The sequence below is a fragment of the Prosthecobacter sp. genome (assembly GCF_044378005.1).
In the GTDB taxonomy this organism is placed as follows: domain Bacteria; phylum Verrucomicrobiota; class Verrucomicrobiia; order Verrucomicrobiales; family Verrucomicrobiaceae; genus Prosthecobacter.
On the sequence record NZ_JBILYB010000076.1, the window covers coordinates 17,383 to 29,199 of the forward strand.

General features: G+C 60.6%; 11 protein-coding genes. 5 read left to right on the forward strand and 6 right to left on the reverse strand.

Translation table 11 applies throughout. From position 1 onward, the window contains the following. The first annotated feature begins 28 nt into the window (after positions 1-28). Together AC6FTP_RS15175 and AC6FTP_RS15180 are read left to right on the forward strand one after the other, a co-directional pair. Positions 29-1,036, forward strand: a complete 1,008-nt coding sequence (locus tag AC6FTP_RS15175; RefSeq protein WP_497207761.1) for a carbohydrate kinase family protein — start codon at positions 29-31, stop codon at positions 1,034-1,036. Next, positions 1,033-1,320 carry a 4a-hydroxytetrahydrobiopterin dehydratase gene (locus AC6FTP_RS15180; protein ID WP_497207762.1) on the forward strand — a complete coding sequence of 96 codons (288 nt, stop codon included), beginning with the start codon at positions 1,033-1,035 and terminating at the stop codon, positions 1,318-1,320. The genes AC6FTP_RS15175 and AC6FTP_RS15180 overlap by 4 nt, the downstream gene beginning before the upstream one ends. Here the strand turns inward: AC6FTP_RS15180 and AC6FTP_RS15185 are convergent, their stop codons facing one another. The 5 genes from AC6FTP_RS15185 to AC6FTP_RS15205 all read right to left on the reverse strand — a co-directional run bounded on the left by AC6FTP_RS15185 (position 1,321) and on the right by AC6FTP_RS15205 (position 6,819). Then, entirely contained in the window at positions 1,321-2,880 is a 1,560-nt protein-coding gene (locus AC6FTP_RS15185; RefSeq protein ID WP_497207763.1) for an FAD-dependent oxidoreductase, read from the reverse strand. A 3-nt stretch (positions 2,881-2,883) separates the two neighbouring features. Then, the gene (locus AC6FTP_RS15190) at positions 2,884-4,377 is read right to left on the reverse strand and encodes a polyamine aminopropyltransferase (protein WP_497207764.1); all 1,494 of its coding nucleotides are present in this window, start codon (positions 4,375-4,377) and stop codon (positions 2,884-2,886) included. 61 nt (positions 4,378-4,438) lie between these two features. Continuing rightward, positions 4,439-4,642 carry a DUF350 domain-containing protein gene (locus AC6FTP_RS15195; RefSeq protein WP_497207765.1) on the reverse strand — a complete coding sequence of 68 codons (204 nt, stop codon included), beginning with the start codon at positions 4,640-4,642 and terminating at the stop codon, positions 4,439-4,441. 25 nt (positions 4,643-4,667) lie between these two features. Then, entirely contained in the window at positions 4,668-4,862 is a 195-nt protein-coding gene (locus tag AC6FTP_RS15200; RefSeq protein ID WP_497207766.1) for a hypothetical protein, read from the reverse strand. A gap of 34 nt (positions 4,863-4,896) precedes the next feature. Beyond that, positions 4,897-6,819, reverse strand: coding sequence for a DUF4178 domain-containing protein (locus AC6FTP_RS15205; protein WP_497207767.1), 1,923 nt, complete (start codon positions 6,817-6,819; stop codon positions 4,897-4,899). 164 nt (positions 6,820-6,983) lie between these two features. Here AC6FTP_RS15205 and AC6FTP_RS15210 point away from each other — a divergent pair, with 164 nt between their 5' ends. The 3 genes from AC6FTP_RS15210 to AC6FTP_RS15220 all read left to right on the forward strand — a co-directional run bounded on the left by AC6FTP_RS15210 (position 6,984) and on the right by AC6FTP_RS15220 (position 10,315). Beyond that, complete coding sequence (locus tag AC6FTP_RS15210; RefSeq protein ID WP_497207768.1) at positions 6,984-7,955, forward strand: SDR family NAD(P)-dependent oxidoreductase; 972 nt, start codon at positions 6,984-6,986, stop codon at positions 7,953-7,955. A gap of 47 nt (positions 7,956-8,002) precedes the next feature. After that, a complete protein-coding gene (gene rfaE2 / locus AC6FTP_RS15215; protein WP_497207769.1) occupies positions 8,003-9,079 on the forward strand; it encodes a D-glycero-beta-D-manno-heptose 1-phosphate adenylyltransferase in 1,077 nt (358 codons plus the stop codon). Between the two features lie 105 nt (positions 9,080-9,184). After that, a complete protein-coding gene (locus AC6FTP_RS15220; RefSeq protein ID WP_497207770.1) occupies positions 9,185-10,315 on the forward strand; it encodes an LptF/LptG family permease in 1,131 nt (376 codons plus the stop codon). Between the two features lie 7 nt (positions 10,316-10,322). Here AC6FTP_RS15220 and AC6FTP_RS15225 read toward each other — a convergent pair. Further along, the coding region (locus AC6FTP_RS15225) for a toprim domain-containing protein (protein WP_497207771.1) at positions 10,323-11,817 on the reverse strand (1,495 nt) is incomplete at its 5' end.

The following is an 11,817-nucleotide window of genomic DNA, read 5'->3' on the forward strand; positions in this document are numbered from 1 at the left end:
AGTATGCGTTGAACTCACTTTTCCAATCATGCGCAACGGTATCCTGGCAGGCGGCAATTACATCATCGACTACGTCAAGCTCATCAACAGCTACCCGGAGCAGGACATGCTGGCGGACATCCGCAGCGAGACCTCCAGCAATGGCGGCGGCCCTTACAATGTGCTGAAGGATCTGGCGGCCATGCGGGTGGGTTACCCGCTCTCTGCTGCTGGACTCGTCGGCAAGGATGCCAATGGGGACTGGATCATGCGGGACTGCCAGAAGGCTGGCATCACGACGGCTCAACTCCGCCAGACAGACCGCGCGCCAACTTCCTACACGGATGCGATGACGGTGATCTCCACCGGACGGCGTACCTTCTTCCATCAGCGTGGGGCCAATGCGCTGCTCGGGGAAGGGGACTTCGACTTCTCCCGCTCTTCGGCACGGGTGTTTCATCTCGGTTATCTGATGCTCCTGGATGAAATGGATCGACTCCTGCCGGATGGCAGCACGCCTGCAGCACGCGTTTTGGCCAAGGCACGCGCGGCGGGACTGATCACCACGGTGGATATCGTCAGCACAGAGAACCCGAACTTCCGCGAAGTCGCCGAAGCAGCGCTGCCGCACACAGATTACCTCATTATCAATGAGGTGGAGGCAGGGAAGATCGTGGGGATGAATCTCAAAACCGTGCCGGTGAGCATCGCCGCTGTCTCCGATGCCGCCCGTGCTCTGCTGGCAAAGGGCGTGCGCAAGCAGGTGGTCATTCATTTTGAAGCCGGAGCCGTGGTGGCGGACAGCGAAGGGCATGTGAGCATCCAGGCATCGCTGAACCTGCCTCAGGGGTTCATCGTCGGTGCCACGGGCGCAGGAGATGCTTTTGCCGCAGGCTACCTGCACGGCATCCACGAAGGCTGGTCCATCGCCGATTGCCTGACGCTCGCGGTCTGTACGGCGGCGGCTTGTCTGACTCATCCCACGCCTTCGGAGGGCCTGCGTCCGGTGGCGGAGTGCCTGCATCTCGCCGATGAACACGGATTCCGCCTGCCATGAAACGCACCTTGCTGACAGAAGAAGAGATCGTCGCAGCACTCACCACGCTGGAGGGCTGGAGTGTCGAAGGGAATGAACTGGTGAAGACCTTCCGCTTCACCTCTTATCTCGTGGGGATCGACTTTGTGAGTCGTCTCGGTCATGCCGCAGAAGCGATGAATCATCATCCTGACCTGCTCGTGGGCTGGCGGAAAGTGACGATGCGTGTCTCCACGCACAGCGCCGGTGGTTTGACGGAACTGGATGTGGCGCTGGCTCGTGAAGCAGATCGCATCGCGGCCTGATTAAAGCGCAGCCTTCACCGCATCAGCCGCCAGCACTCCTCGTGTGTAGGCTTCCTCAAAGAGCGCCATGCCGCTCATGTCACTGTGGGCAAAGTAGATGGGCGCGCGATGCTGCTGCATGAGCGCCCGCTCTTTTCCCCAAAGGAATCCAGGACGCGGACGGATCATACCATGGCCCCAGAGCCAGACATCGACGCGCTGCACCTGCTCGCGCAGATCGGGATGCGGTGCGGCGAGGGCACTGAACACACGTTCGGTCCACTGCTCATGCGTCTGCGTGAGCATCCACTCGCGCAGCTTTGCCGGAGGCTGACCGCACAAGGTCTCGTAGTGCGTGATCACGGTCTCGATGGGCCGCGAGGAGAGGCTTTGATGCCCCGCATTCACATAACCGAGCGAGTCGCCGCCATAGACCACATTGTCCCAGGCCGGATGCACGCCAGGGCTGGGCGGCAGCTCATGCAGCGTCAGATTCGCCACCACCCAGGGCGAGTATTCCAGACTCGTGATCGGGCTGAGTCCCGGAATGATCCGCTGCGCAATGAAACGCGGCAGGGCGCAGATGCAGGCTTTCGCGGTGAAGCGGGTAACGCTGCCATCGGAGGCATCAAGCGCATCCACCTCGACCCCGCCGGGCACGGCCTCGATGCGGGTGACGAGATGATTCGGGTGGATGTCCGGCAAACCAAGGCGCAGTTGTTTCACCAGCCAGCCATTGCCTTCCGGCCAGGTCAGTACGGTCTCATGTTCAGCATTCGCAGCCTCTCCTGTGCGGCTGGCGAAGTAGTGCAGACCCGCCCAAGCGGAGACCTCATGGATGCTGCCGCCGAAGTCATCGCGGCAGGAGTAGTCCACCTGCCAGAGCAACGCCTCGGCGGTGAAGCCATGCTTCCCGAGCCACTCCGCCATGGTGATCGTATCGAGCGCCAGCGCCTCGGGATCACGTGGGCTTCGATCCACCGGCAGCGTGAAGGCATGTCGAGCCCGCCAGCGCTCGATCTCAGCCGCGAAGGCCTTGAACTGCTCCTGATCGCTTTGACTCAAGCCCGCCGTCGGCGCGATGCCTTCGTGCCATTCCCCGTGCATAAAAATGCGCTCCTGGGGATCATGGCAGAGGGCAGATTCATCATAGATGGGGCGGCCCGCAGCATCGTGTCCGGTGATGAGCTGGATCTCCTCGAAGAACGCCAGCACCTCACGGCAATCCTTCCCCGGCAGCGGCACATAGTGTGCCCCCCAGGGGTAGGCGTTGACCGAGTTCGATCCATAACCCGACGTGCCGCCCTCCTTCGCTTCGAGTTCCAGCACGATCACCTTTTCGATGCCGAGCTGCTTCAACTTCCTCGCAGCCGCCAATCCTGAAATGCCTCCGCCCGCGATGATGACATCCGCCTTCACCGTGCGAGTCGGCTTCGGAATACCCCCCATCTCCCGCAGTCGATGCCCGATGGCATGACCTCCACCGAGGACGCTGCCAGGGATCGTCTGCTCACGCGTGCATGAGCCGGTGATCAGTGCCGGAGCAGCAGCGGATGCAGCAAGAAAGCGGCGGCGGTTCATGCGTCACTTTGCCCACTCTTCCTCGAAGTAGCGGACGAGGGCTTGGTTGTTGAGGCGGTTGACCTCGGTTTCCACGCGGGACATGTCGGGCGGGAACTGCGGGAGTTGGGCGAGGACTTCTTCGTTCACAAAGCGGAGGCTGGGCGGCAAGGTGGCGGGGCCGGTGAGCAGCTGGCGGCTTGCCAAAACAAAACCCCATTCACCAAAGCTGGGCACGATGGCGTGGTAGGGCTCGGTGACGAGGTTGCAGGCCCGCAGGGTGGCATCGACACACCAGAAGGACTGGCGCGCGACATAAGGTGAGGTGCTCTGCACGACGAGCGCGGCATCGGCGGTCATGCATTTCAGCAGGCGCTGGTAGAAGGTGGTGGTGTAGAGCTTGCCGAGGGAGAAGTTGGAAGGATCGGGGAAGTCGATGATGACGAAGTCGAAGGGGCCGCGTGGCTCGCTGAGGTAGGCGAAGGCGTCGGCGTTCTCGATGCGGAGTCGTGGGCTGCTGAGGGCTCCGGCGTTCTGTGCGGTGAGCATGGGGGAGCTGGCAAAGAGGCGCGTCATGGCGGGATCGAGATCACAGAGCGTGATGCTTTCGATGCGCGGGTAGCGGAGGACTTCGCGGGCGGCGAGTCCATCGCCACCGCCGAGAATGAGGACGCTCTTTGCCTGCGGCAATCGTGAGAGTCCGGGATGCACGAGGGCTTCGTGGTAGCGATATTCGTCGCGGCTGCTGAACTGGAGATTGCTGTTCAGGTAGAGGCGGAGGTCGTCTTTTTGTTTGGTGAGGACGATGCGCTGGTAGGGCGTTGACTCCGCATAGATGACGGGGTCCGAGAAGGCGGCGAGCTCGCCCCAGCGCGTGATTTCATCCCCACGCAGCAGGCCGAAGAGGAGGAAGCCGGTGACGCTGAGGCCGGTGAGACAGAGATTGCGAGCACGAGGCAGTTCGCTGCGCAGGAGATGCAGGGCGAGCAGGCCGACGCTGGCATTGATGAGGCCAAAGAGGAAGGCGCTGCGCACGAGACCGAGATGCGGCACGAGCACGAGCGGGAAGAGTAGGGAGGCGAGCAGCGCGCCGATGTAGTCGAAGCTGAAGACGTTCGAAACGAGGTCTTTAAAGGCGAAGCGGCCCTCCATGATGCGCAGCAGCAGCGGGATCTCCAGGCCCACGAAGCAGCCGATAAGGAAGACGAGGCTGTAGAGCGGGATGCGGAAGCTGATGCTCCAGCCGAAGAGCAGAAACAGCAGCGCGGCGGAGGTGCCGCCAAGGAAGGCGATGAGGAACTCGACCCGGATGAAGGTGCGGATGAGGTTCCCGGTGACGAAGCGTGAGAGCCAGGAGCCGACGCCCATGGCGAAGAGATACACGCCGATGATGGTGGAGAACTGCGTGACGCTATCGCCCAACAAATAGGAGGCCAGCGTACCAGCGATCAACTCATACACCAGCCCACAGGTGGCGATGGCGAAGACGGAGAGAAGGAGGAGCCAGGGACGAACCATAGAATGACGAAATCCGAATGACGAAGCCCGGACTTTAATAGGTGGAGAGCGGGGGCTCTACTCAATGAATCGCGGCGGCGATGATCTGGCAGATGCCGAGGGCGGCTGCACCGACGACAATGGCGAGGGCGACGTTCTTCTCTTCGACGAGCTGCTTCCAGAGATCGTAGGGCGTGAGCTTGTCCACGATGATGAAACCGGCGACGAAGATGACGATGCCGAGAAGGGCATAGACGACAGAGTTGAGGAGGATGGCGAGGTCCATGGTGATGTTTGTTTGTGGTTTGAGATTATTTGTGGCCACCGCCGAAGGACCAACCGCCTCCTCCGCTGCTGGAGGAGAAGCTGGGGCGGTAGCGGTAGCTGGTGCTGCTGAGGTTGCTGCGGTTGGCGCTGCTTTGGAAGAGTGCCCAGCCGCTCATGTTTGCCATGACGAGGTAGGCGCAGGAGAGCAGGGTGACGACGGTGTAGATGGGGTGTTTCATGGTTTCGCGTTCTCGGTTCGCTGTTCTCGGTGGTTCAATCGTCGTCGCTCGCGGCGTAGGGGTTGAAGTCGCTCTCCATCCAGCGGCGTTTTTCAAAGCTGCCGCTGCGGAGCAGGGTCCAGACGGGCCAGAGGGCGATGCCCGCGAGGCCGAGCCAGAAGTTTGACCAAAAGAGTCCGCCATGCTGCATGGTGAAGGTGATTCTGGCGGAGGGCAGCGTGGTGGATGCGTCAGGAGTGAGCGCGAGGTAATACTCTCCAGCCGGGATGCCGGTGAGGGTCACCTTTTGCACATGGCCGCCGGGTGCGGTGCTGTAGTTCGTCAGCGGGAAGGCGACTGGCTGGCTGGTTTGCGTCTTGACGTCGATGAGTTTGCCTTTGAGTCCGAGGTAGGTGTCCTGTGCCAGCACGGAGGCAGCACTGATGTGCAGTGGAGCACGATGCCCGGTGACTTTGAAGGGCGCAGTGGTGATCATTTGCCCGGCCTGAGTGGCATCGTAGCTGGTGTGGACCTGCCCGATGTTTTTCTCCACGCCCCAGCCCATGAAAAGGAACTGGAGGATGCAGTAGCCGAGGAGCATGAGGAAGAAGGTGCCGCGCACCTCGCGCCACTTTTGCTGATGCGGGTTGGGTTCATTGAGATACGGACCCGCAGGCGGTGACAGCTTGCTGCCATCGCGGAGGAAGGCCTGCTGAACTTCGAGATAGTCGATGTATTCGCCGCCGGACCAGGTGACTTCATTCAAGCCGGGCATGATCTCGCAGGAAAGCACGAGCGGCGGAGCGATGTGGTCACTGACGGTGGCTCGCTCGCCGTTTTTGACGCGCCAGTAGAACTCGCCCAGGACATCCGTGGTGGTGACTTCTTCCCGAGCGAAGAGCTTGAAGGTCTCTCCATTCCAGACGGTGTTCGTGTAGTGACCCGGCAGGATTTGAACGAGGGACCAGTGGCCACGAAAGCTGACGAGGAAGCGGAAGCCAAGCCAGGGATTGAAGAGGAGAAATTCCTCCCAGGAGCACCACTTATCCTTCCGCCGCATGAAGCCGATGACCTCCCACATCTCTCCTTTGAGAATGCCGCGTGAGCCGATGGGCAGGGCGAGCTTCATCTGAAGCGTGGTCTTGGCGACTCTGCCGATCTCTTGCAGATGCGGCGTGGTGGCATCAAGGATGCTGGCACAGGAACCGCAGACGGCGGACATGGTCTGGCCTTCGGCACGGAGATTCACCGGTGCCCCGCAGCTCGGGCAGCCCATGGCAGAACTCTGGCGGCGGGTGATGTCGGCATCGGCATCCCAGCCGGGCACTTTGCGCAGATCCGTGAAGTTGAGATCGCCGAACTGGGCGAAGTCGCCGGAGTAGAAGGCGCGCTCGCCATTCACGATCTCGATGGTGCCGAACTGTCCACCTGATCCCGTGAGGTCCATGCCAAGGCGTGACCAGCCGGGAGGTGCGATCATGGGCAACTCGCCCTCCGCCGCGATGCATCGGGCTTCTTTGACATCCATGATGCGCCAGGAGGCACCCTGGATGTTGATCATCTTCCCAGCGGACGTGTGTTCGTCGATGCCATGAAGGCTGACGGTTTGAGGAAAGCTGAGCGTGTAGTAGCCCATCACCTCGGCGATCCATCCATAGGTGCCCTGGCCGAAGTCGGCATACCATTCATTCCACGAGCCATCGCCGTAATGCAGCCTCAGCCTGCCGAGCAGGACAAAGCCGCGCCCATTCCAGTAGCCCTTCGTGCCGATCTTCAGCGGCGAGAGATCATTCGGCAGCTCGGCCATCTGGCCAAAGGTGGCGACTTGGAAGTCATTCCGAACCACGAGCGAGCGGCAGTGCTCGCAAACGGAGGAGAGGCTGATCGACGAATGGAAGACGACCGGTGCCCCGCACTGCGGACAGTCGTAGCGGCGAGCGGCGGGATGAATCGAAGGATCAGGCGTCTGGGACTGCACGGATCGGATTCAAGCGGAGTCTGGCGGGGATGACAATGCACAATTCCAGGATGATGTGCTCATGGGCAGCGAGGTGAAAATTCTGCCTCAGACAGCGACCGGCTTGCAATCAATCGTCACCTGCGGGAGCGTAGCGGCTCTCCAGCCACCTTTTATCTGCTCTCATGAACATCCTCGTCACCGGCGGCGCCGGTTTCATCGGTTCCCACACAGTCGAACGCCTGCTCTCCACCGGAGCTGGGAAGGTGACGATTCTGGACAGCTTCAATGACTATTACAATCCGGCCATCAAGCGCGCGAATGTAGCCGCCATGGGCGATCAGGTGACGGTGGCGGAAGGGGAGCTGACGGATCGGGCGTTCGTCGATGCGCTCTTCGATGCGGGCAAGTTTGATGCCGTCATCCACCTCGCGGCTCGTGCAGGTGTGCGCCCGTCCATCGAGCAGCCGGAGCTCTACATCGACACGAATATCAAGGGCACCTTCAACCTCCTGGAAGCCTCCCGCCGCACGGGTTGCAAGCACTTCGTCTTCGCCAGCAGTTCTTCGGTCTATGGCGTGAACAAAAAAGTGCCTTTCGCCGAGGAAGATCCCATTTTGCAGACCATCAGCCCCTACGCGATGACGAAGATGGCGGGGGAGCAGATGTGCTCGAACTACAGCCACCTCTACGACATCAAGACGGTCTCTCTGCGCTTCTTCACCGTCTATGGACCGCGTCAGAGGCCGGATCTGGCGATCTCGAAATTCACCCGCCTAATCGAAGATGGGAAGCCGATCGATAAATACGGTGATGGCACCACGGCGCGGGATTACACCTTCTGCCACGACATCGTGGACGGCATCATCGGTGCGCTGAACTACCGCAGCGGCCCGATCTGCGACATCTTCAATCTCGGCGGCTCCCAGACGGTGACGCTGAATGACCTCATCGCCACCATCGAGGCGGGTGTCGGCAAGAAAGCGATCATCAACCAGCTCCCGGATCAGCCCGGCGATGTGCCGCTGACCTCTGCCGATGTGAGCAAGGCCAACCGCCTGCTGAATTTCAAGCCCACCACCACCATCGCTCAGGGCGTGCCGAAGTATGTCGAATGGTTCCGCCAGATGCGTGCGCAGGGCGTCACAGTGTGTTAATTCCGACGCCGACTTGCCAAAGCGACTGTTCTTTGTTCTAGAAGCTCATGTCTGATCCCGCCGTCTATGCCCCCATGACCGTCGCCGACGCTCGTCGTCTGCGCGACACGTTGGAGAAGCAGGGCAAGAAGCTCGTCTTTACCAACGGCTGCTTCGACCTGCTGCATACCGGGCATGTGCGCTACCTCCAGCAATCGCGCGCGCTGGGAGATGCCCTCATCATCGGTCTCAACTCCGACGCCTCCGTGCGTGAGCTTAAAGGCCCTTCGCGTCCGGTAAACCGCGAGCGCGACCGCGCCGAAGTCCTCGCCGGGCTTCGCTCTGTGGATGGTGTCGTCGTTTTCAGCGACAAGCGCGCCACAGGACTGATCGAGGCCATCAAGCCGCACATCTACGCCAAGGGCGGAGACTACACGCCTGAGTCGCTTGATCCCGGAGAGCGCGCCGCATTGAACAAGGCGGGTACGCAGATCCAGATCCTCTCCCTCGTGCCTGGACGCTCCACCACGAAGATCATCGAGCGCATGACCGCCTCCGAAGACCAGGCTCCGCCGCTGCGTCTCGGCGTACTCGGTTCAGGCGAAGGCTCGAATCTCCGAGCGCTCATTCGAGCCATCCATGACCATGTGCTGGATGCCCAGATCGTGGCTGCCATCTCGGATCATGCAGACTCCGGGTTCATGAAACTCGCCAGGGCCGAGGGACTTCCCGTGCATCATGTGGATGCGGGGAATAATCCGCGCCGGTTTGATGATGAAGCGCAGAAAAAGGTGCTCCAACTGCTTCAGGATGCCGGGACGGATGTCGTCGTGCTCACCGGCTTCATGCACATCTTGAAAGAGCCAGTGCTCAGCGCCTTCGCTGACCGGATCGTCAACGTCCACCCCTCCCTCCTGCCAGCCTACAAAGGCGCCACCGCCGTGCAGGATGTGCTGGATGAAGGCGAACTCGAAACCGGCTGCACCGTCCATCTCGTCAATGCCGAGATTGATGCTGGCAAGATCCTGGCTCAGACCAAAGTGCCCATTCTCATCGGCGACAACGTCCAGCAACTTCATGCCCGCATTAAAGAACAGGAGCACATTTTGCTGCCCAAGGTGCTGGCGGAATGGAAGCGGACCTGAGTTTACGGTTGTTTACAGTCGTTGACGGTTGTTTACGATGGCTTGCGCAAACCACCGTCATCCAAGTAAACAACCGTCAGCCACCGCAAACGTCTCCTCCCCCGCATGTTCCTCCGCATCTTTGACCGCTACCTCGGCAAGCAAGTCCTCTCAGCCACGCTGATGGGTGTGCTGCTGCTGAGCGGCATTTTTGTTCTGGGGAACCTGTTCAAGGAGATGGAGAAGCTGCTCGGTGACACCAAGCTGCCCTTTTCCGTGGTCGCTGAGTTTCTGGCTCTGATCATTCCGTTTTCACTCATCTTCACCATCCCCTGGGCCTTCCTGACCGGCATACTGCTCATTTTCGGAAGGCTTTCGGCGGACAATGAGCTCGTTTCCATGCGCATGACCGGCTGGTCCATGCCGCGCATCTGCGCCTCTGTCTTTGTTCTCGCCATCGCTTTCGCAAGCCTGTGTTTCTGGGTGAACATCGACCTCGCCCCGGCGGCGAAGAACCGCATGAAGATGCTTTTTTATGAAGTGGCTCTGGAGAATCCCGAGTCGCTCTTCCAGGAGGGGCGCGTGCTGGAAAAGGTGCCCGGTTTCCGCATCTACACCGGGGAGCGCAAAGATCGTGAACTGAAGGATCTGGAGATCATCGAGCTGGAGGGAACTCTGGCCAAACGCGTCGTCCGTGCCAAGCGTGCTCTGCTCGAAACGCAGAAAGGTGTGATGGATTTCACGCTGCATCTCTATGATGCCGAGATCGAATCCATCACCCACACGGCAGACAAGAAGGTGGACAAGATCGAGTTCCTCAAGGCCGCCGAGACCGCGCTGACCTTCCCCCTCTCCCGCCTGAAGGAGGCGTCCGTCAAAGTGAACGCCAGCATGAAGACCACGGCCCAGCTTTGGCAGGAGCTTTCCGAGGGGAAGGATGCGGTCACGAGCCGTGTCATGGAGCCGCGGCACTTCTCCCTTTCACGCACCGAACTGAGCAAACGCTACAGCTTCTCCCTCGCCTGCTTCACCTTTGCCCTCGTCGGCATCCCGCTCGGCGTCACAGCGCAGCGGCGGGAAACCTCCACCGGCTTTGCCCTCAGTCTGATGACGGCGGTCGCCTACATTGCCTTCATCATTCTGGCGGACACGCTCAATGACAAACCCGGCTACCACCCACACCTGATCATGTGGCTGCCGAACGTCCTCTTCCTCGGCATCGGCGGCTGGCTTTTTTACCGGCTCAGCCGCCGTTGAGTGAGGGTCACGCGGCTTCGGGGAGGGTGAGTTCTTCCTTGAACTCGAGTTCCTTCTCGATGCGCAGGTTTGCCACGATGTCGGTCTGACGCTCGGGGGTGTTCTTGCCCATGTAGTAACTGAGGAAGTCCTTCATGTTCTTGTAGCGGGAGGTGAACTGGTTGGACACAGCCACCGCACCCTCAGCCTCACCCTCCGCTTCCGGCTGAGCGACCGTGCTCGCGAAGTGAGGCTTGATCACCGGCTCCAGGCGCATGTTCGGACCGATGAAGTGCTTAAACTCGTCCGGGCTGATTTCGCCAAGACCTTTGAAGCGGGTGATCTCGGCGTTCTTGCCGCAGCGATGGATGGCGCGCTGGCGTTCTTCGTCGCTGTAGCAGTAGAAGGTGTCCTTCTTGTTGCGCACGCGGAAGAGCGGCGTCTGCAGGATGTAAAGATGACCTTCATTCACTCCCGGATCATGCGCGAGCTGGGGGAAGAACTGCAGGAACCAGGTGATCATCAGCAGCCGGATGTGCATGCCGTCCACATCCGCATCGGTGGCCAGCACGATCTTGTTGAAGCGCAGGTCCTCGACGTCCTCGTCGATCTGTAGCGCGTTCGCCAGCAGGTAGAACTCCTCGTTTTCATAGACCACCTTCTTCGTCATGCCGAAGCAGTTCAAAGGCTTGCCACGCAGGCTGAAGACGGCCTGCGTTTCGACATCGCGGCTCTTCGTGATGCTGCCGGAGGCGCTGTCACCCTCGGTGATGAAGATGGTGCTCTCCTCGCGGCGCTTGTCCTTCGTGTCGAGATGGATGCGGCAGTCGCGCAGCTTCTTGTTGTGGACCTTGGCCTTGCGGGCGTTTTCACGGGCGGCCTTCTGGATGCCGCTGATCTCTTTACGCTCCTTCTCGTTCGCCAGGATCTTGTCCTGGAGGGACTTCGCCACTTCGGCGCGCTGGTGCAGGTAGTTGTCCAGCTCCTTCACCACCGTGTTGATGATGTGGGTGCGGAGGTTGCGGCCGTTCGGTTCCATGTGGGTGGAGCCGAGCTTCGTCTTGGTCTGGGACTCAAAGACGGGCTCCTGCACCTTCACCGAGATGGCGGCAATGATGCCCGTGCGGACATCGCTGGGCTCGAACTGCTTCTTGTAAAACTCGCGGCACTCCTGCACCACGGCCTCACGGAAGGCGGCGAGGTGGGTGCCGCCCTGGGTGGTGTGCTGGCCGTTGACGAAGGTGTAGAACTCTTCGCCGTAACCGGTGCCATGCGTGAAGGCGATCTCGACATCCGTGCCATCGAGATGGATCACCGGATACTGAGGCGACTCGGTGAGCTTCGCGGCGATCAGGTCGCGCAGGCCTTCCTTGGATTTAAAAGACTCGCCGTTGAGCTTCAGCGTGAGCCCTGGGTTCAGCCAGGCGTAGTAGCGCAGCATCTCGCGGATGAAGTCGAGATTGTACTTCACCTTGGAGGAGAAGGACTCGGGATCAGGGCGGAAGGAGATGCGCGTGCCATCC